Source organism: Bacillus sp. AFS029533 (genome assembly GCF_002585125.1).
In the GTDB taxonomy this organism is placed as follows: Bacteria; Bacillota; Bacilli; order Bacillales; family Bacillaceae_G; genus Gottfriedia; species Gottfriedia luciferensis_B.
The window spans coordinates 129698-150462 of the sequence record NZ_NUQC01000022.1; the positions used below are offsets into that span (position 1 = coordinate 129698).

The 20765-nt window shown below is 32.7% G+C and carries 19 protein-coding genes and 1 riboswitch; of the genes, 7 read left to right on the plus strand and 12 right to left on the minus strand.

Features of this window, described 5'->3' with window-relative positions:
- The first annotated feature begins 118 nt into the window (after nt 1-118).
- The gene (locus tag COE53_RS24495; RefSeq protein ID WP_098948283.1) at nt 119-565 is read left to right on the plus strand and encodes a VanZ family protein; all 447 of its coding nucleotides are present in this window, start codon (nt 119-121) and stop codon (nt 563-565) included.
- 49 nt (nt 566-614) lie between these two features.
- On the opposite strand, the gene COE53_RS13785 is transcribed toward COE53_RS24495, so the two are convergent.
- From COE53_RS13785 to COE53_RS13815, 7 genes are all read right to left on the minus strand, one after another.
- Nucleotides 615-956 carry a DUF805 domain-containing protein gene (locus COE53_RS13785; RefSeq protein ID WP_098948284.1) on the minus strand — a complete coding sequence of 114 codons (342 nt, stop codon included), beginning with the start codon at nt 954-956 and terminating at the stop codon, nt 615-617.
- A 167-nt stretch (nt 957-1123) separates the two neighbouring features.
- Nucleotides 1124-2170 (minus strand): LysM peptidoglycan-binding domain-containing protein, encoded by a 1047-nt coding sequence (locus COE53_RS13790; RefSeq protein ID WP_098948285.1) that lies wholly within the window; start codon nt 2168-2170, stop codon nt 1124-1126.
- Nucleotides 2171-2397: 227 nt separating this feature from the next.
- A complete protein-coding gene (locus tag COE53_RS13795; RefSeq protein WP_098948286.1) occupies nt 2398-3672 on the minus strand; it encodes an ABC transporter substrate-binding protein in 1275 nt (424 codons plus the stop codon).
- A gap of 16 nt (nt 3673-3688) precedes the next feature.
- Complete coding sequence (locus COE53_RS13800; protein ID WP_098948287.1) at nt 3689-4519, minus strand: carbohydrate ABC transporter permease; 831 nt, start codon at nt 4517-4519, stop codon at nt 3689-3691.
- Nucleotides 4519-5451, minus strand: a complete 933-nt coding sequence (locus COE53_RS13805; RefSeq protein WP_029715291.1) for a carbohydrate ABC transporter permease — start codon at nt 5449-5451, stop codon at nt 4519-4521. Before COE53_RS13805 ends, COE53_RS13800 begins: the two co-directional genes overlap by 1 nt.
- Before the next feature lie 120 nt (nt 5452-5571).
- The gene (locus COE53_RS13810) at nt 5572-6516 is read right to left on the minus strand and encodes a DMT family transporter (RefSeq protein ID WP_025568574.1); all 945 of its coding nucleotides are present in this window, start codon (nt 6514-6516) and stop codon (nt 5572-5574) included.
- Nucleotides 6517-6656: 140 nt separating this feature from the next.
- Nucleotides 6657-7589 (minus strand): C40 family peptidase, encoded by a 933-nt coding sequence (locus COE53_RS13815; protein ID WP_098948288.1) that lies wholly within the window; start codon nt 7587-7589, stop codon nt 6657-6659.
- 492 nt (nt 7590-8081) lie between these two features.
- Between COE53_RS13815 and COE53_RS13820 the strand changes: the two genes are divergently transcribed.
- Nucleotides 8082-10001 (plus strand): heavy metal translocating P-type ATPase, encoded by a 1920-nt coding sequence (locus tag COE53_RS13820; protein ID WP_069032752.1) that lies wholly within the window; start codon nt 8082-8084, stop codon nt 9999-10001.
- Nucleotides 10002-10308: 307 nt separating this feature from the next.
- Here the strand turns inward: COE53_RS13820 and COE53_RS13825 are convergent, their stop codons facing one another.
- Genes COE53_RS13825 through COE53_RS13835 form a run of 3 tightly spaced genes read right to left on the minus strand, consistent with a single transcriptional unit; the run spans nt 10309 to nt 12237 of the window.
- On the minus strand, nt 10309-11190 hold the full coding sequence (locus tag COE53_RS13825; RefSeq protein WP_254664549.1) for a YihY/virulence factor BrkB family protein: 882 nt from the start codon (nt 11188-11190) through the stop codon (nt 10309-10311).
- Nucleotides 11191-11207: 17 nt separating this feature from the next.
- Complete coding sequence (locus tag COE53_RS13830; RefSeq protein WP_098948289.1) at nt 11208-11747, minus strand: hypothetical protein; 540 nt, start codon at nt 11745-11747, stop codon at nt 11208-11210.
- A gap of 13 nt (nt 11748-11760) precedes the next feature.
- Entirely contained in the window at nt 11761-12237 is a 477-nt protein-coding gene (locus COE53_RS13835; RefSeq protein ID WP_025568569.1) for a low molecular weight protein-tyrosine-phosphatase, read from the minus strand.
- 350 nt (nt 12238-12587) lie between these two features.
- Nucleotides 12588-12692, plus strand: a riboswitch (TPP riboswitch).
- Between the two features lie 213 nt (nt 12693-12905).
- On the opposite strand from COE53_RS13835, the gene thiT reads away from it, so the two are divergent.
- Nucleotides 12906-13487, plus strand: coding sequence for an energy-coupled thiamine transporter ThiT (gene thiT, locus COE53_RS13840; protein ID WP_098948290.1), 582 nt, complete (start codon nt 12906-12908; stop codon nt 13485-13487).
- Between the two features lie 155 nt (nt 13488-13642).
- On the opposite strand, the gene COE53_RS13845 is transcribed toward thiT, so the two are convergent.
- Nucleotides 13643-15721, minus strand: a complete 2079-nt coding sequence (locus COE53_RS13845; protein ID WP_098948291.1) for a WxL domain-containing protein — start codon at nt 15719-15721, stop codon at nt 13643-13645.
- Nucleotides 15722-15754: 33 nt separating this feature from the next.
- Entirely contained in the window at nt 15755-16756 is a 1002-nt protein-coding gene (locus COE53_RS13850) for a WxLIP family cell surface protein (RefSeq protein WP_098948292.1), read from the minus strand.
- 386 nt (nt 16757-17142) lie between these two features.
- On the opposite strand from COE53_RS13850, the gene COE53_RS24000 reads away from it, so the two are divergent.
- The 4 genes from COE53_RS24000 (at nt 17143) to COE53_RS13865 (ending at nt 20751) form a co-directional block, all read left to right on the plus strand.
- A complete protein-coding gene (locus COE53_RS24000; protein ID WP_175403452.1) occupies nt 17143-17313 on the plus strand; it encodes a hypothetical protein in 171 nt (56 codons plus the stop codon).
- Nucleotides 17314-17822: 509 nt separating this feature from the next.
- Nucleotides 17823-18260, plus strand: a complete 438-nt coding sequence (locus COE53_RS13855) for a Dps family protein (RefSeq protein WP_069032793.1) — start codon at nt 17823-17825, stop codon at nt 18258-18260.
- Between the two features lie 558 nt (nt 18261-18818).
- Complete coding sequence (locus tag COE53_RS13860) at nt 18819-19844, plus strand: ABC transporter ATP-binding protein (protein WP_025568565.1); 1026 nt, start codon at nt 18819-18821, stop codon at nt 19842-19844.
- Nucleotides 19825-20751: an ABC transporter ATP-binding protein gene (locus COE53_RS13865; RefSeq protein ID WP_025568564.1), complete on the plus strand. Its 927-nt coding sequence runs from the start codon at nt 19825-19827 to the stop codon at nt 20749-20751. The genes COE53_RS13860 and COE53_RS13865 overlap by 20 nt, the downstream gene beginning before the upstream one ends.
- Nucleotides 20752-20765 lie beyond the last annotated feature (14 nt).

Here is a 20765-nt window from a genome sequence, read left to right on the forward strand (position 1 = left end):
TGAATTAACACAAAAAACCGCCTAAAAATAGGCGGGTATTAAGCTTAGATTATTTCGGTGCTGGGCCAAAGCGATCATCATTTAATGAACAGTTTATTGAGGAAATTTAAAATTATTAATGTATAATAACTTATTATTAATTAAAACATTTTTTGGGAGATTTATTTTGAAACCTATTTTCATAAAATATTTACTGTTAATTTTTTCACTTTTGTTTATTTTTAGGTTTACATTTTTTCCAGTCGCTTCTTTAGGAATAGGTGTTTCTGAGGGTGGATTAAATTTAATCCCATTAATCAAACTGTTTAATGAGTTTAGCAGCATTAAACAATTTATCGTTAATATCTTTGGAAACATCATTCTTTTTGTACCATTTGGGTTTATTTTGACATCCATTAAGAGATCAAAAAAAATTATACTGATTGGCTTATTTTTATCCATAAGCATAGAAGTTGTCCAATTTATGATGTCTTTTAGAACCTCAGATATAGATGATGTTATTTTAAATACGATAGGGACATACATTGGGTATAAAATTTCAAAGATCAATTTATTTAAGAAGTAATACATTTAAGTCTTTTCCTAATACCCAATGAACATTATTAATTTTAATCTTATCTTGGAACTGGTCCAAAACGATTCTCGTGATCTTCACTTTTAAAACAAGCAAGTATTAATAAAATAATTGTTCCTATAAACGGAATTAAACTAATTAAATACCACCAACCACTTTTACCAATATCATGTAATCTGCGAACACCGACTGCAATTAGTGGTAGCAAAGTAAGCAAACCATAAATTCCTGAAATCATGTTATCTGTATTTGCAAAGTTATCTAATAAACTAAGTAAAAAAGTAATAATTGCATTAATCAAGAAGAACATCCAAAATTCAGTTCGACTCGCTCTACCATGAAATCCTACATAATTTTTTAATACTTTTAAATACCAATGCACAACTAATCTCTCCTATGAAATTATTTTATCCAAAAGCTAGTGTATACTTCTTTTTTAATATTCCCATAAAAAAATCAAATCACATATTTCTTTTAAAAAAATTGAAAGATAATCAGTGAACAAATAAAAAAGGAAGTCCAAAATCTCGGACTCCCTCATCAAATAACTTATTTATTAACATGTGTTAACGTCGCACCATACGGAGTTACATCAAAGAAATCTCCATAACCAACAACTGTTCCGCTGCCGTTCGCAATTACTGATTTTCTAGATTTCCAAGTTTCTCTCCATTGTTTATTTACATCTGCAGCACGACGATTTACGATAATATTCATTTTTTTCGTTTCGATTTGTTCTTTTGTCATGTTTTTTGTATCAATTTTTTTAAAGTCATTTAATATTAAATTTGTCGTTTTATCCGATATCGCACCACTTTGAACAAATATATCAAACATTAGTGCATATCCTCTTTTTGTCCATAATCCGAATGTTTTGTAATACTTTTCTGTTTGATCGAAGTACCATTTTGAAGCATTAATTTGTTCATCAATACATTCTTTACTCATACCTAGATTTTTAAAATAAGTCTTCCAAGGCTCTACAACTTGGTATTTATTATTAGGGTCACTTATTGAATCTCCCCAAGCTACCTGTTCTTTTGTCGATTTGTTCATAATGACATCTTTAAATGTATTATAAGAATCCGTATCTCCATTAAAAGCTTTTAAGACAACATCATTATGATTTGCGAACATATTTTTCATTATTGGTTGTAAAGTTTCTGTTCCAAAGTTTTCTTGAAGTGCGCCAAAAGATAATCCTGCTCCATCGAAATTACCACTTGTTGCACCAAATGCATCAGCTTCAGATGATGATGTTTCATACCATGAAGTGATTTCTAATGCCATCTTTTTTACTGATTCACTTGCTGGAAGCTTCACGGGACTAATCGTTTTTGTAGCTGGCTTTTTTGTAGCAACTTTATATTTGGTAGGAATAATTAATTTTTGTCCAATTCGAATTGAATTCGATTTTAATTTATTCTGCTTTTTAAGCTCTGTAACAGTTGTTTTATATGTTTTTGAAATTTTGTAAAGCGTGTCCCCTTTTTTAACTTTATAAACAACAGAAGCAGCATTAGCTGGTCCAACTACTGTTCCTAAAGAAATGACAATCGCAGTTGATAAAATAACATTTTTAATCGATTTTTTCATATTTGATTACTCTCCCTTACTATTAATCTATTGATCTAGGTTAAACTCAGGAATTTCATTTATATTCGCAACGATAATTACTATATCACGATAATTAATTAAGTTCATCACATAAAATCTTCCAATTGATAAATCTTCAACAAACAAAAGGTTTAAAAATGCATACAAAAAAGACAAACCTCATTCGAAATTATTTCGAAATAAGGTTCGCCTTGGTTTTCACTATTCTACTGTTTCTTTAACTTATCCCAAGTATCCTGAAGTGATTGTAGTAATTGCTGTGGATTTTTTTGTCCTCCAACATATGCTTGCATTGAAGCACCGAATTCATTTGTTGCTCCGTTTGGATACTTAAACCAGTTCCAAGAAAGTACTTTGCCTTCAGCTGAGTACTTTTGAATATCATCAGCAATTGGGCCTAAGCCTTTTCCTTCAATTGTTTTCACTGCTGGAATAAATTTAAACTTTTCAACGATATATTTTTTGCCTGTATCAGAGGAAACCATCCAGTTTAAAAACTTCTTCGCTTCTTCTTTGTTTTTTGAATTTTTGTTAACTACCCAGTTATTAGGTACACCTACAGGGATTTTATCCATTGCATTTTTGTCATCATTAATCGGCATTGGTAGAAGACCAAGTTTCATATTTGGTGTAATGCCATCAATCATACCTTGTGTCCAGTTTCCTTGTTGCATCATAGCTGTTTTTCCAGATGCAAAATTTGTAACTTGTGTATTGTAATCCGTTGTTAATGGATTTTTATTTCCATATTTAATCGTTAAATCAAATAATTTTATAAACTCCTTAAATTTATCATTATCAGGTATTTTTACTTTCCCTGCATTTAAATCGGCGATAAATTTATCTGGGTCAGGTTGTTGTGCGAATGGAATATTTAATAAATGAATACCTAAAATCCACCACTCACCATAGCCAACTGAAAATGGTGTAATGCCAGCGTCTTTTAATTTTTTTGCTGTTGCATCTAATTCAGTTAATGTTTTTGGCAATTGGGTTATTCCAGCTTTATCAAATAAGTCTTTATTGTAAATGAATCCATAACCTTCCGTGTTCATAGGCATTCCGAGTAATTTGCCATCAACTGTCATCGGTTTTTCTGTTTCCGGATATAAATCCTTTACCCAATCTTGATCTGACAGGTCCTCGAGTTTATCCTTCCAAGTAACAGCCTCTTGGTATCCACCATTATTGAAAATATCCGGTTCATTTCCTGATGCAAATTGAGCTTTTAATGCTGCTCCATAATCGGCACCCCCACCCACTGTTTGAACCTTTACCGTTACATTTTTATTTTCCTTTTGATATTCCTTTGCTAAAGCCTCTAGATCTTTTGCAATTTCAGCTTTAAATTGAAAAATATTTAATGTAATTTTTTCACCAGCACCAGGTTTTTTTGTTTCTTCTTTTTTATTATTACATCCAGTAAACAACAACATACTAGTTGATAAAACAGCTATCGACTTAAAAAATTTTTTATTCATATGATCCTCCTTTAACTTACTTTATTGAGCCACTTGTAATACCACGAATAATTTGCTTTTGGGCAGCGAAGAAAAAGATCAATAATGGCATAATGCCTAAAACTAATCCCGCAAGTGCTAAATTCCATTGTTTCGTATACGCGCCAAAAAAGTAAAAAGTAGCTAGGGGTATTGTACGGAGCTCTTCATCACGCAAAACTAGAGATGGTAACAAGAAATCATTCCAAATCCATAAAGTATTCAATATAACAATTGTTACGGTAATCGGTTTTAATAGAGGAAACACCACTTTCCAAAAAACCATATATGGTGAACATCCATCAATAATCGCTGCTTCTTCAAGCTCAATTGGAATACCTTTTATAAAACCGTGATAGAGAAAGATAGAAAGTGCTGAGCCAAACGCTAAATACATAACAACAAGTCCATAATGACTATTCATTAAATGAAGTGTACTTCCAACTTTAACAAGTGGAATCATAATTGATTGGAAAGGAATTACCATTGTTGCAACAAAAATAAAGAAAATAATCGTTGAAATTTTATGCCTTGTGCGAACGAGCTTATAAGCTGCCATTGAGCAAAATAAAACGATCAACACATTACTGGCTACTGTTACAATTAAAGAATTCAATAAAGCTCTCCAGAAATCCATGACGGCAATCGCTTGGGAGTAATTTGTAAAATCTAAGGATTTTGGTAGCGATGATGTATTTTGCAAAATATCTGCAAAAGATTTAAACGAGTTTCCTAATACATAGTAGAAAGGTACAAGGAAAAATATCGCTAAAATGATCCCAAATAGCTCAAGCAAAAACGTCAGTCCGGTATAGCGTTCATTTTCCACTATGCTTCAACCTCCCTTTTCTTCGTTAAATAAACTTGGAGAATTGAAATAGCTGCTACAACGACGAAGAAGACAATAGCTTTTGCTTCTCCTAATCCGTATCGATTGTTTACAAATGCTTCTGTATAAATGTTTAACGCAAGCATTTCGGTCGATTTAAATGGTCCACCACCAGTAAGTGATAAATTTTGATCAAATACTTTGAACGACCATGAGATTGTTAAAAATAAACAAACAGTTACAGCTGGTGCTACCATTGGAATGATGATTTTCCTTAAAGTCGTAAAACGATCTGCGCCGTCAACTTGAGCTGCTTCAATCAATTCCTGAGGTACACCTTGGAGTGCCGCTACATAAATAATCATGATATATCCTGCACCTTGCCAAATAGCTACAATAATAATTGCCCAAAACGCTCCGTTTGCAGTACCTAATAATGACTGCATTAGAGAATCGATACCTAGCGCAGCTCCTAATGAAGTGAGACCTTTATTAAAAATGAATTGCCAAATAAAACCGAGTAATAACCCACCTATTAAGTTAGGTAAAAAGAAAATCGTTCTAAGGATATTTCTTGATTTGAGCCCCTTCGTAACTAATAGGGCTAAGCCAAAGCCAATCAAATTCGTTAAGATTACTGCAAAAAACGTATACTTTGTGGTAATAATAAAAGACTGTTTAAAGTCTGCATCTTGCGTAAATATGTACTTATAATTATCAAAACCGACATAATGGATATTTCCGACTACCCCATTCCAATTTGTAAAGGAATAATAAAGACCCATTAAAAATGGAATAAGTACTAAAGCTGCAAATACTAGAAATGCTGGACCAACAAATACGATAAAACTTCCACTATTTCTACGTTTCTTTCGATAGGAGACCTTAAAGTCAGTAGCATCATCTACAACTGTTTCAACTTCTTTATTCATTGCTTTATCAAACTTTGACAACTATGTACCTCCCTTCATAACGATCTATAAAAAAAAAGCAACTCTACCTTATTATTAAAAAGTAGAGTTGCTTTTATTCGGGATGCATTCTATTCTAAGTCAAGATGCACTCTTCATATGAGTGCTTCGTTGATCCTTTTGATAATTCACAATAATAATACCTGACGTAACCATTATTAAACCAATAAACACAAGATAAGATAACACTTCATTCAGCATGATTGATGATAAAATAACACCAAAAACAGGAACTAAGAATAAGTACATTGATACTTTTCCAACCTGGTTATATTTCATGACATTGTTCCACAGTATGAAACCTACAGATGAAAGCACCGATAAATAAACTAGCATGCCAAACGTTTTTAAATCAAAGTGAAACGGTAAAAACCCTGCCGTTAATCCACCAATTAATAACAATCCAATTGAACCGATCATCATTTGATATGCCGTTAAATAGGCAACATCGACTTTCTTTGCAGCTTCCTTAGCAAGTACATTACCATAGCCACCAAACGCCATTGCAAACAATAATAAAATCTCACCAATTCCTAAATGTAAAGAAAGAGTGCCCTTTGTAATATTCACGATAATTACACCAGCAAACCCTACCGTTACACCAAGAATCTTACGCAAATTTAACCGATCATTTTTATACATAAAATGCGCTGCTAAAAGTTGAAAAAACGAAGTCGTTCCAGCAATAATTGAGCCTTGGACTCCAGTTGAAAAACTCAATCCAATATAAAACAACACATATTGTAAAAATGTTTGAAACAGACCTACTTTTCCTACTACAAAAAAAGTATCTCGCTTAAAAGTTAACTTTCTACCGATTATCGTAAAAAATATTAAAATTAATAATGAGGCCAAAAAGAAACGATAACCCGCAAAAATCATTTGTTTCCAAATCTCATTCTTCCCAATATGCAAGTGCTCATAACTTAGCTTAATAAACGGAAATGCGCTTCCCCATAAAAAAGTTGTAATAACCGCTGATGCAATCACTCCCAAAGGATGTGTAAAAAATCTCTTTGCAGACATTGTTTCCCTCCATAAGCCTTTTTCTCTCTATAGAATACAGTTTATTCTATCATCTATAGGACATTCCTTCTATCTGTTTGATTTTAAGATTGGCCTGAAGTTAAAGACAATTGTTGGAAATCTTTATATGAGATTTTAAATTATGATTTTAATCGCTTATACCCTAAAAAATGATTTTTCCAATATGAGTCATTTATATTGGAAATCGTAACGCCGGTACTGCTACCAGCTTGAATAAATTCATTTTTATTTATCATAATGCCCATGTGTGATGGTCCATACGTATATGTATTTTGAAAAAATATCAAATCACCGGGCTGTGAAGTTGTTACTTTTTGGAATAAGGTATTGTTATGCCAATAACCCGATACATTTGTTCTTCCATACGGCTTACCATTTTCCTTAAGGACATAATAAATAAAACCACTGCAATCAAAACCCGTAGGAGATACTCCTGCCCATTTGTAAGGAACTCCTAAAAATTGTTTTGCAAAAGAAATCATATTTTGCTCATTGTATGTCGAATCATTTGAATGATCAATTTCTTTTTTAGTATATCCAGCACTTATATAAGCGGTTTTTCTTTGAAAGATGATCTTGTGCCAACCATTTGAAGTTGAAATAACGTCTAATTTCTGATCTTTTATCGCACTACCTATTATATTGTAATTCGTTCCCGCTCCTGAGCGAATATTTACTGTAGCTCCAGTTACAATATATTTACTCGTATTTGATACTGGTTCTTCATCTTCAATTTTTCTTTGTTTTTGAACATAACTGCCGCTTATATATCCGGTTCTTCCTTGATAAGTAATCTTGTACCAACCATTTGAGGAAGATATGACATCTAATTTAGCATTCTTATTTACGCTTCCTAAAATACGATAATTCGTTCCTGCCCCTGAACGAATACGTACGCCGTCCCCTGTTGAGATATAGTGATCCACGTATGAAATCAATTCTTTAGGTTGATTTGTAATTGTAGTTTCTGCATCCGCTTCTAATAGATCCATAGAATTAATACATGAAACAGATCCTATAATTGCAATCGATTGTATAATTTTTTTTTTCAAAATCTCCACCAGCTTTTTATTTTTATTTATATTTGCTATACTTTTTTGAATTTGAAATAGATAAACTAGGATTTAATGTAGTAACAAATATGTATTTAATGTCCTTACTGTATAAATATCGGTTGGAAGCTTAAAATTCTTTAATGAACATCAGAAAATTTATTAATCAAAAGAACCGTTAAAATTAAATAAGCGGACTGAAGTCATGTCTGCCCACCCGTACCTCTATTTTCACAACTCGATCACATTCATTAAAAAATTTTTAATCTAAAAGTAAATTTTTTTCTACACATTTAAAGTAATGTGGTAATATATATTTAATAAGAATTATTTTAATTAAGAAATCTGTGAACTACACAACTAAGAGATTAAATAAATAGTAAGGTCTTATAAAATGTACGCTGCTGTCCTAGGACGGCAGCTTTCGTCGTTTTATAAGGATAGTGAATTTGATTATTTTTCTCAATTGAAAAAAAGAAAGGGGTATTTATTATGGAAGCAAGTCCAAAAGTTACTACGATTCATGCTACTTATGAAGCCGACCATGTAGAATCTACATCATTTCTTTCAAAACATGGAGAATTAATTGCTGCATTAGTTTCTGGTGTATTAATTCTAATTGCTTCATTCGTTAAAAACGATAATTCAATCATGTCGATCATTTTATATGTTTTAGCATTTTGTATTGGAGGATATGCAAAGGCAAAGGAAGGTATTGAAGATACGATTGCTGAAAAGGAACTAAACGTTGAAATGCTAATGATTATTGCGGCAGTTGGTTCAGCTGCAATTGGATATTGGACTGAAGGGGCAGTACTGATTTTCATATTTGCATTAAGCGGCGCACTCGAAACATATACGTTAAATAAAACAAATAAAGAGATTTCTTCATTATTATCTCTTCAGCCACAAACAGCAATTCGATTAGTTGATGAAGTTGAAGAAGTTGTCAGCATTAAAAGTTTAAACATTGGTGATTATATTTTAATTAAAGCTGGAGAACGTATTCCTGCTGATGGTCAGATCGTTAAGGGCGAAACATTAGTAGATGAAGCTGCTCTTACAGGCGAATCAATTCCAGTTGTTAAAAACTTAAATGATGAAGTGTTTGCAGGAACAATCAACATTAAAGGAACACTAGTAGTAGAAATTACGAAACATAGTGATGAGACTCTTTTCCAAAAAATCATTAATCTTGTTCAAACAGCTCAAAGTGAACAAACACCTTCTCAACAATTCATTGAAAAATTTGAAGGTGTTTATGTTAAAGGAGTATTAATTGCCGTAGTATTCATGATGTTTTTACCGCATTTTGCATTAGATTGGTCATGGACAACAACATTTTATCGAGCAATGATTTTACTAGTTGTTGCATCACCTTGTGCATTAGTAGCATCGATTACACCAGCTGTTTTATCTGCAATCTCGAATGGAGCAAAGTCGGGAATTCTTGTTAAAGGCGGTATTCATTTAGAGCGATTAGGTGTATTAAAAGCAATCGCATTCGATAAAACTGGTACTTTAACGATTGGTAAGCCAGAAGTAACTGGTTTTGAGAAAATAGAAGATTTTGATCGTACAGAGTTATTATCGATCGTTGCTTCAATTGAAAGATACTCAACTCATCCTCTAGCTTCAGCAATTGTTGAATACGCTACGAAACAAGGAATCACAGTATCTTCTTCATTTGAACAAATTGATGACCATCCTGGTTTCGGAGTATCAGCGATTTTAAATGGATCTGAGTATAGAGTAGGTAAAAAAGAATTCGTAACAATGAAACAAAATCCGCTAATTCATTTTGAACAAAAATGGGAACAAGAAGGAAATACAATTGTTTATGTAGGTACTCAAGATAAAGTTGTTGCGATTTTCTCATTAAAAGATTTAGTTCGTAACGAATCAAAACAAGCCTTATCTACTTTAAATAAATTAGGTGTTAAGACAGTCATGATTACAGGTGACTCTGAACAAACGGCCAAAGCAATTGCTGCCGAAAGTGAAATCAATGAATACTTTGCATCTTGCTTACCTGATGAGAAAGTTTCGATTGTTAAAAAGCTAAAAGACAACTATGGTCAAGTTGCAATGGTTGGTGATGGTATAAACGATGCCCCTGCTTTAGCAACTGCAAATGTAGGAATTGCAATGGGTGGAGGAACTGGAGTTGCTTTAGAAACTGCAGATGTCGTTTTGATGAAAAACGATTTAACAAAAATATCAAAAGCAATCACTTTATCTAAACGCATGAACAGGATCGTAAAACAAAATATTATCTTTTCACTAAGCGTAATAGCATTCCTGATCTGCTCGAATTTCCTACAAATCATTGATTTACCATACGGAGTAATCGGTCACGAAGGAAGTACAATTTTAGTTATTCTTAATTCATTAAGATTATTAAGAGATTAAAAAAAAGCATCGTACAAAATTGTACGATGCTTTTTCTTCTAAACTGAACTGTAATGAGCTTTTTAGCAGGAAAAGCAACTATTTTAGTCAGTTTATAAATTAATGGTAATCATTATGTCCGTTTGCCGAACCGCTAGTTTTGCCCTTTGGATGAGAGCTACTTTTTTGTTTCTTATTGGATTTATCATTATGGTTTTTCTTATTATTACTCATTTTAAAGTTCCTCCCTTTTTGAAGTCTTTTTTAGTTTACCTCTCTAAAATAAGACTACTCATGGAAGAAAACTCCATTTATATTATAGAAGAAATTATTTTGGATTTGGATTATTAGGGTCAATTAATTTTGGTTTTGCTTTGTGCTTACCATACTGTCTTTGCTTTATTAGTGCATTAAGCTCTCCACCAATAATCACAACCATTGCTGAAATAAAAAACCAAATCATCAAGACAATAATTCCACCTAAACTACCGTAATGACTTGTGTAATTACCAAAGTTATCAACGTAAAAAGCAAATCCAAATGAAGAAATGATCCATCCAAATGTTGCAAATAATGAACCAAAAAACACCTTTTTAATGTGAACTACTTTACTCGGTCCAATGGAATATAGAACAGTAAATACAATCATTAGAATCACAAAGCTTAGTGACCAGCGAATTAAGCTCCATGTATATAAGAAATCCTGAGATATATCTAAAAATTGAAATACAGACTTAGCAATTACTTTCCCGAACACTGGTATTAATAATGCAAAGACAATTACAAAAATCATAATAATTGTTAAAAGAATTGAAACTCCTCTTGTAACAAAATAATTCCGTTTATCCTCTACATCATACGCATCGTTTAGTGCTCGGATGATTGCATTAATCCCATTGGACGCAGCCCAAATAGTTGCAATTAACCCTACTGATAAAACTCCACCATGTGATTGCCCGATTATTAACTGCAAGTTACTTCGTATAATAGCCATAGCATCTGGCGGAGCATATTGACTCAAGAATGACAATATTTGATCAGTAGAAAGCGGTAAATAGGTTACGACTTGAGTTAGAACAAGTAGAAATGGAAAAAGAGATAGCATTAAGTAATATGCTAGCTCTGCTGAACGAGATACTATTTCGTCTTCCATACACTTTTTCACTAAATCCCAAACAAATGCTACAATAGAATTCTTTTTCTTAATCAAATTGACACCTTCAATTGTTATTCTTTAGATGTATTACCTGCCAATAAAATTGATTCTACTTTCTCTTGTACTTCATCTGCATTTTCATCAGTTAAATCTTCAATACCTTCAAGAGTAGCTTCTAACTGCTCGTCAGTTTCAGAAGATTCATTTTCATGGTTTACCTCAAGTGAAGTCGCTGAAATTTGTGATTTGCCTTCTTCTAAATCGATTGAATCTTCAATTTTCTCTTCAACAGCTTCAACTGCTTTTTCTGATACTTTAGAAGAGCCTTTATCAAACTTATTTAATGTTGAATCTTTAATTTCGATCCATTTATCTTTTACAAGCTGTACATTGCCTTCTAATTTCTCAACTGAGCTTTGTACTACTCTCAATTGATTTCGAACAGCACCTTTTACGATTTCTGGATCTTCTTTAATTTGATTTAATTTGTTTGTTACGCTTCTTCCTTTACGTGAGATTTTCTCACGATTTTCCTTGTTAAGTAGAGTAACTCCTGCACCAATTGCGACTCCGACTAGAATATTGCGTAAAGCTTTGTTACGTTTTGACATTCTACATCCTCCTCTAAACTGTTAATTGGTGTTGCTTTAAAATATGCTGAAGTAAATGAGAGCATCCTTCTGTAATGATGTCATATACTTCATTAAAATTACCCGTATAATATGGATCAGGCACTTCCTTCCACATTGATGCTGGAACATAATCTGAAAGTAGTGAAATCTCTCCTATACAATTATTTCTTGCTAAATTCATTAAATCCTCTTTATTCTGTGCATCCATAGCAACAATATAACTAAAATATTTAAAGTCATTTTCTGTCACTTTTCGAGCTTTCATACCTTCGCAAGTTATACCTTTTTCACCCAATAAACCTTGTGTTCCCTTATGAGGAGGGTGACCTAAATGCCAATCTCCAGTACCAGCTGAGTCTATCATAAATTGTTTATCTAACCCTTTTTCTGTCACTAAATGACGAAAAACAGCCTCAGCCATTGGCGATCGACAAATGTTACCTAAACAGACAAATAATACTTGAATCATCTCAATGTCTCCTTCAAATTATTTACACTTTCTGCCAAAATTTAGCTGTTTCTTTCGTATTCATTCTACACGGTAAATTTTAAAATGAAAAGCAAGCCATTGTGAATAATTTATGACCAGTATAAATAAGATAAAAGTTATAATGCTTATTTTTTACATAATAGCTATGATTACACTCATTTTTTAAAAATAATTTTAATGATTATCTAAAAAGTTATACCTGTTAATGTTTTTCGCGATTCTTACACAGATTCCATTAGCAGTACCCAAATTTTTAAAATTTTTATGATAAATTAATTGTATTTTCAAATGACCTTGACTATATTTAGTAAAGACAACTAAATGTAAGCTAAAACCACAAGGGGAGCCATTTGGCTGAGAGTGAATAGATTAGCTATTCTTACCCTCTGAACCTGTTAGTTAGTACTAACGTAGGGATGTGGCACGATGAAAGCAACGCCGGGATCATCATGCTACCCAGTATTGCTTTTTTTATTTATCTCTCCCTATTACGAAATGTGGAAGCGGCTCGCTTTTGCCCTGCCATCAGAAAGGGAAAAGCGCTGAAACTAGACAATACAAAATGTGTGCGACTAGTCGCTCAATCATCATTACTTACAAAGTGTTTCACTACATAAGTTGTCCACTAGATAAAGGGGGAAATATATATGAAGACATCAAAGATTCAATTAATGACAGAAATAGCGATGTGTGCAGCACTAGCAATCATTTTTGATTTTTTACCATTATTTACTGCACCTCAAGGTGGCTCTGTATCATTATCAATGATTCCAGTTTTTCTAATTGCTTTTCGTTGGGGATTAAAACAAGGTTTAATTACTGGCTTATTATTAGCAGCATTACAAATCGTTACTAAGTTATATTTTGTTCATCCAATCCAAGTATTTTTAGACTATATTGTCGCATTTACAAGTCTCGGGTTAGCTGGTCTTGTCTATAAACAAATAAAAAATAGTTTAGCAAATGATAATAAAAAAAGTGCAGCAGCTTATATCATTTTAGGAACTTTTATCGGCTCGTTAGCTCGTTTCATCTGCCATTTTATTGCTGGAATTGTGTTCTATGGTTCTTACGCTCCAAAAGGAACTCCAGTTTCACTTTATTCATTAGTATATAATGCTTGGTACATGGTTCCTTCCTTTATTATAAGTGCAGTTCTATTAATCATTTTACTTTCATCTGCACCAGTTCTTGTTCATGTTAAAAAGAACCGAAATCAAGCAGCTTAATTTAAAAAGAAATGAAAACCCCTTAAAGTAGAAATTATTGCCTACTTCAAGGGGTTCTCTTTTTATATTCGCAAATGGATTCTATTTCCGTTTATTTATAAGCCTTCTGTTTTTAGGTTATTTTTTTCCATTAATTGAAATACTCTTACATAATTTTAAAGTGGTGTATCTGCTAATGTCCAAGTTAATGACGTCTTATATTGTGCACCAACTACTTTATAAGCCGCGCCTGGTACGAAAAGTGCCACACTAGTCGCACCATCTGTTTTATTCTGTCCATATGCAATCGTCCACGTTCCAAGACCTTTACCTTGATCTGCAAAAGCTACATCTTGTGGAGCTCCATTTGGATCTAATATGACTGTATTTGCTTCTGGTTTATATTGAACAGCAGTGGTTGAATTTAAAAATGGATTCGTTAATTTTAATTCCGCACCCGTTAACTCATTAACCCCACTCTTGAATTGGCCATTTTGTTGAACTGTTAATTTCCATCCTGTATTTGTTCTACGATGGTCAGTTACTTGAATGAAATTTGGTACTTGAATAATCGATTCATTTGAAGCTTGCTTTACTTGATCTAATTGTGCAGTATAAACTTTGTTTTGACCTGAAATTTCCTGCTCGCCAAAACGGAAGTTTGATACATAGTCAATACTTAATGCACTCTTTGTCCCTGGTTCATGAGGGTCTTCAGGATCTGTTGGATTTACTGGCATTACAGGATTCGTTGGATTCATTGGATCGACTGGCATTTTTGATTCTGCTGTTACCGTTACATTTGTTTCTGTACTCGTATTCCCTGCTACATCAGTTGCTGTTACACTCACTACATCTCCTGCATACAATGTCTTTGGTGTAACATTTGCCGTGTATGAACCATCTGCTCCGGCTGTAGTAGTTAGAATCGAATTGTCTTGTAATTTTATATTTACAGTACTATTCGGTTCAGCAGTTCCAGTTATCCTTGTACTCACATCTTTAATTGGGTTCACCTCTGGAGGTAGAATTGTTTTGTCCACCGTAAAGCTAATATCCTTTTTATTACCAGCATGATCAGTAATCACTAAGTTATGAGCCCCATCTTGTGGATTGACTGTCCCAGAAGTAATACTTATACCATCTAAAAATGCTGTGTTTATCCCACTTAGAGTGTCACTAAAAGTAATGTTTTCTGCGGTAATATTGTTATATAATTCCCCTTCAACATAGTTGGTAATAGGTGCCTCTTTATCAATCCTAACTGTAAACTTAGAACCTGTATCTGTTCCTGGATTACTTTGGTTTCCAGAATCATCTTTTACTCGTATTTGAATATTAGTTGTACCTTCGTTTGTAACCGTGTAGTCTACTCCGGTTATAGTACGATTACTTAAACCATTTGTACTCCATGTGTTACCATTATCTGTTGATACTTCGTATGTTGTTGGATCGATTCCATTATCGTCAGTTGCTGTAAAATGAATCGACGTATTTTTATTGGTCCATGCTGTGCCACCTGTATACCCTTCTGGAGTGGTCACATTTGCACCCGTTATTTTTGGTGCCTCTGTATCTAATAACGTTACAGAAACATCTACAACTTTAAAGATTGAATAGCCATCAATAGGACCTAGGGCATAATCATCGAAACTAATAACTAAATTAGATTCATTCCCCATCGCTGTGAAAGTAGTGGTTGCGTCTTGAGGCCCTGTGTATTCTCTAAATCCTCTGTCAGTTAAATTGGTAGATGTTTCTCTGTCAGTTACAAACCAGTCGTATCTTAGTTTGTCATTAGTATTTTCAATAAGTTTAAAAGACAAATTAACAGTATATGTTTTTCCTGGAATTGTTTTGACTCGTTGTCTCATCGCTATATACTCTTGAGATGAAGCAGTGTTCAATAGTTTTAATAAAATTCCATCGCCAGAAGGTTTAACATAGGCTTTTGATTTAGGACTACCAGATACTTTATACCAACCATTATCTTCTACCAAATCAAACAGATAGGGTTCAGAAGGCTGTCCCTCATTAAAATACCCCGTAAATGCCCAGAATGGAATAGTTGTGGTTTGATGATCTAAATTAAATGTAGGGTTTTCTACTAAATTTGGAAGTGTTGCTGCTTCAACAATATTATTTTTGAACAGCCCTTGTAATTCGGCTGATTTTGGTAGAATACCACTTACTATCACTCCAAAAATAGAAGCAAAAACAGTTGCTGTAAAAAGTATTTTTCTTTTTCTAACCAATCTATTTCTTCCTCTCCAATTTAAATATTTTATTTATTTCATTTTCTTAGAACGTCTAGCCAAAAAGTATACAAATATAATCAGTAAAAAAAACAGACACCCTCCAATGAAATACCTAATTGAATAGTCATTTTCTACGTCTATAGCAGTAGTATTAAGTTTCTCGGCTGTATTGTCCTTTATGGTAAATGTTCTTGTCCAATCCCAAGTTTGTTCTCCGTCGGTAGCTTTCATTTCTAAACGGTAAGTACCTGATTCAAACGCTTGGCGATCCCAACTAATTGCATAATCAAAGTTTGAATTAGGTGCCATCCTTAGATTCTCTTTTTTTGTTTCATGTAGGATTTTTTTCCCTTGTTCCGTATATACTTTCGCATCTACGCTCAAATTTTTTAGCATAGCTGGCTCTATATTTTGTAAGTTAGCAGTTACAACATTGCGTGCATTGATTTGTGTTGGTTTAATTTCATTTAATTTTAAATCTGGCTTGATTACTTTATCGGTTTCTCTTAATAAAACACCAATAACATACGCATATTTATTTTTTATTTGAATGCTTCCATCTTCTTTTTTAGCTTGTCCCCCGTCTTCTTCCTCACTAAAATGGAGTCCACCCAATATAACACCATAGAATTGCTGCTTAGGCATCTCAATCGTAATCTCTACTGTTGCTTCACTTTTTGCTTGAATTTTCGTCTCTTTTTTTACCTTAGCTATATTAGTAAAAGGAATATCTAACGTATTGTCTACTTTTGGATTTGAAATACTGTAATCCGCAATTCCATTACTATTTGTAATCGCTGAATTAGCTTTTGCTTCAACAACTATATTTTTATCAGTATTATTTTTTATTTGAACTTTCAAGATCTGTTTTTGGCCTGGCTTCATTTTCAAATCAAAATAAGTTTTGCTTTGATCAATTTGATTAGTTGGAATAACAGGCGATACGGCAAAATTCATCTCAGCTGCACTTGCATGAAAATTATTAATATTAATTAGAAATAAAATAATCATAAATTTTTTTAGTACATTCATAGATAGCTCCTTTTTTTGATTTTGACTAAAAAATTTCATGCAGTTTAGGTAACTGTTATTTTATTGAACTTACAGTTAAATATGTGAAAAATGTAACATGATTAACTTCGATGGTTCAACGACATTTTTTACCTATGTCAACGGTAATCACGCTGAGTTTTAACTGGTTTTTTGTTTTGGTTGTTCTTCTTAATATTTTAGGTTTAACTGCTACAAATGCTGATGTCACTTACTTTTAATTAAATTAATCCAACTAAATAGTAAAAGCATTCTATCCACATTTTAAATATGCATTTAAATTTTGAACACTTTGTGAATTTTGGTTATCTGTCCTTTTCTTCAGTCATATATATGAATACAGAAAAGTTTCGAAGGGGGTTTTAACATTGGTCTATGATGTAATCATCTTTTTCTTTTTTGTAATTATTCTTCTTGGTATGATTGGGTCACTATTTTTATTATTGAAAAATGCTTTAAATGAGGATGATGCACTTAGAAATGATGCACTTAGAATTGATCCGAAACTTTCCCTGCCTAAAGAAAATGATCATTCATAGAATAACCCCCATCCTTAGGGATGGGGGTATTTCTTTTGAGAAGTGAGGTTGTCAGTTAGTGTTAATACAATCATTGCCAAGTATGAACCCTTTATGAGTAAGTATTTTTCATCATTTTGCCATTTTACTTACTCATGAACCCTTTATGAGTAAGTACTTTTCATCATTTTGCTATTTTACTTACTCATGAGCCCTTTATGAGTAAGTACTTTTCATCATTTTGCTATTTTACTTACTCATGAACCCTTTATGAGTAAGTATTTTTCAACTTCTTACTATTTTAATCATGAATCCTTTATGCTTAAAAATCATTTAAATCCAAGTTACAAGGACGGAGATTTTTATTTCAATATAAAGCTATTTACAATTTAACGTTAATTTTACTAATTGTTGTCTTAGCTATCAAATATTACCATGACTATTTTTACTCAATATCAGTTAAGATGGGTTATATGGTTTTTTAATCTTTTACATCATTTAGAGGAGGGATTTTAATGGATACATCATCCATCTCAAAAACGACTGTTGATGTGCTAAATAAGCAAATAGCAGACTGGAATATCCTATTTGTAAAGTTACATAACTATCATTGGTATGTAAAAGGTCCAAATTTTTTCACTCTACACACTAAATTTGAGGAATTTTACAATGAGGCAAGTTTACATATTGATGAGCTAGCAGAGCGAGTGTTAATAATTGGTGGAAAACCACTAGCTACAATGAGAGAGTATCTTGATACTTCAAGCCTTAAAGAAGCAAATAAGAATATTACTTCTGATGAAATGGTCCAGGACATTACTAAGGACTATCATTATTTAATTGAAGAATTAAAAGATGGTATGGAAATTGCAGAGTCTGAAAATGATTCAGTTACTCATGATTTACTATTAGCCATTCGAGAGCAACTTGCAAAGCATGTTTGGATGTTAACAGCCTACTTAAATTGAGTTAAAACTTAAGATTAAATTAAGAAAAGCAGTGTAAAATAAAATGGATTATTCATCCTTTTATCTTTATACTGCTTTTTTCTTTCATGATTTATCTAAAATTAAAGTTTAGTAGACATATATTTTTTAATCTATTTCTTATTTTTTAGTGTAAAAACAGGCAATTTGAACTAGGAATTTAAAACTACAAATTGTACATCGAAAATATATTTTCCACTAAATTAATTCAATTTCCGACAAAAACCTCTTTTTTTCTTCTTTATTTTCAAACACATCTTTTTATCTACGCTATTTACCATTTTGTAAACGTTTTCATTCCGTGTTTTCCTTACTCTCCCTTATTTTATTTAATCTATCAACCTTTCTATCGAATCGTAATGACATTTTTTCCCTATTAATTTACTAGTTAATCCGAATTTCGAATTAATTTTAGTCAAAAAGGACTATATATTACAGAAAATGTTTTCATATTGAAACATTCGCGTAATAATATTATACTTATGAAAATTCAAAATATATCAACAATTTTGCTCATGAAATCTCGAAAGGAGACACGAAATGTCAAAACCTCTTTTGGAAATCGAACATTTAACGACATCGTTTCGTATAAACAACCAATACTATCCTGCTGTGGATGATGTATCACTGACTGTCCATGAAAATGAAGTTCTTGCAATTGTGGGTGAATCAGGCTGCGGTAAAAGTGCTCTAGCCCTATCAATCTTAGGACTACATTCAAATAATCGTACAAAAATGAATGGATCGATCTCTTACAAGGGTACAAATTTACTAACGCTAAATGATAGTAAGTTGAATAAAATTCGAGGCAAGGAAATCGGAATGATTTTCCAAGAACCCCTTACCGCTCTAAATCCGTTAATGACGATCGGTAAACAAATTGAAGAAAATTTAGATTTTCATACTGATCTATCACGCTCACAAAAAAAGGAGCGTGCATTAGAGTTACTAGATCAAGTTGGAATTCCAAAGCCAGAGGTTACTTATAAACAGTACCCGCATGAATTATCTGGTGGTATGAGACAACGTGCAATGATTTCAATTGCCATCGCATGTAACCCTTCGTTTATTATTGCAGATGAGCCAACTACTGCTTTAGATGTAACGATACAGGCTCAAATATTAGATTTATTAAAAGAAATACAAAAGAAAACGAAGCTAGGCATCATTTTAATTACGCATGACTTAAGTGTTGTTGCAGAAGTAGCAGACCGTGTTGCAGTTATGTATGCTGGACAAATTATTGAGACTGGTTCAGTAGAAGAAATACTAAATAATCCATTACACCCATATACGCGCTCATTATTAAACTCTATTCCTACTACTCATTCAAAAAATCAACGACTTCATATTATTGAAGGTACAGTTCCACCATTAGACAAACTTCCTAGAACAGGCTGCCGATTCAGCCACCGTATTCCTTGGATTCAAAATTATGCACATGAAAATCAACCTATCTTGCACGAAGTTACACCAAATCATTATGTACGTTGTTCTTGTTATAAGCATTTCCATTTCAAGAACGAGAAAGGAGCACCGATCATAAATGTCTCTATTAAAGGTTGATAACTTAAAAGTACATTACCCTATTCGCGGTGGTATTTTTCGAACAGTTGTAGATCATGTTCGGGCTGTTGATGGAATTTCATTTGAACTAAACGAAGGCGAAACATATGGCCTTATTGGAGAATCAGGTAGTGGAAAATCTACTGCAGGTAAGGCAATACTTCAATTGACACAGGCTACTAATGGAAGTATTAAGTTTTTAGACAATGACTTAATAACACTAAATAAAAAGCAAATGCGAGCATTTCGCCAAGAGATTCAAATGATATTTCAAGACCCATACTCTTCTTTAAATCCTAAAAAGAGAATTATCGATTTAGTTGCAGAACCGCTAAGAAACTATGAAACGTTAACTGCTGAAGAAGAACGTGAAAGAGTACTTTACTACCTTGATAAAGTTGGATTATCTCCAGAATCACTATATAAGTATCCACATGAATTTTCTGGTGGGCAACGTCAACGAATTGGAATTGCTAGAGCTTTAACTTTACAACCTAAGTTAATAGTTGCAGATGAGCCTGTTTCTGCTTTGGATGTTTCAGTACAAGCACAAGTACTTAATTTCTTACAAGATTTACAAGAAGAGTTCAAACTAACTTATTTATTTATCGGTCATGACTTAGGCGTTATACGCCATTTATGTAATCGAATTGGTGTTATGTATAGAGGGAGACTTGTTGAGGAAGGCACTACTGAAGATATTTTAAATAACCCACAACATATATACACTAAACGCTTAATTGCAGCAATACCAGATATTCGTCCAGAAGTTAGAGAAGAAAAAATTAAAGAAAGACAAGAAGTTAGAAAAGAATATCAACAAAATGCTTCTTCTTACTTTGATGAAAATGGTCGACCATTTGATTTAAAACCAATCTCTGATACTCATCGAGTAGCATTACCTTAGAAAGGAGTAACGAA

Bases quoted from the DNA above. Each gene is read 5' to 3' on its own strand.
- COE53_RS24495 (WP_098948283.1), top strand. From the start codon at position 119: ATGTATAATAACTTATTATTAATTAAAACATTTTTTGGGAGATTTATT.
- COE53_RS13795 (WP_098948286.1), bottom strand. From the start codon at position 3,672: ATGAATAAAAAATTTTTTAAGTCGATAGCTGTTTTATCAACTAGTATG.
- COE53_RS13790 (WP_098948285.1), bottom strand. From the start codon at position 2,170: ATGAAAAAATCGATTAAAAATGTTATTTTATCAACTGCGATTGTCATT.
- COE53_RS13865 (WP_025568564.1), top strand. From the start codon at position 19,825: ATGTCTCTATTAAAGGTTGATAACTTAAAAGTACATTACCCTATTCGC.
- COE53_RS13860 (WP_025568565.1), top strand. From the start codon at position 18,819: ATGTCAAAACCTCTTTTGGAAATCGAACATTTAACGACATCGTTTCGT.
- COE53_RS13830 (WP_098948289.1), bottom strand. From the start codon at position 11,747: ATGTCAAAACGTAACAAAGCTTTACGCAATATTCTAGTCGGAGTCGCA.
- COE53_RS13835 (WP_025568569.1), bottom strand. From the start codon at position 12,237: ATGATTCAAGTATTATTTGTCTGTTTAGGTAACATTTGTCGATCGCCA.
- COE53_RS13820 (WP_069032752.1), top strand. From the start codon at position 8,082: ATGGAAGCAAGTCCAAAAGTTACTACGATTCATGCTACTTATGAAGCC.
- COE53_RS13810 (WP_025568574.1), bottom strand. From the start codon at position 6,516: ATGTCTGCAAAGAGATTTTTTACACATCCTTTGGGAGTGATTGCATCA.
- COE53_RS13805 (WP_029715291.1), bottom strand. From the start codon at position 5,451: ATGAATAAAGAAGTTGAAACAGTTGTAGATGATGCTACTGACTTTAAG.
- thiT (WP_098948290.1), top strand. From the start codon at position 12,906: ATGAAGACATCAAAGATTCAATTAATGACAGAAATAGCGATGTGTGCA.
- COE53_RS13850 (WP_098948292.1), bottom strand. From the start codon at position 16,756: ATGAATGTACTAAAAAAATTTATGATTATTTTATTTCTAATTAATATT.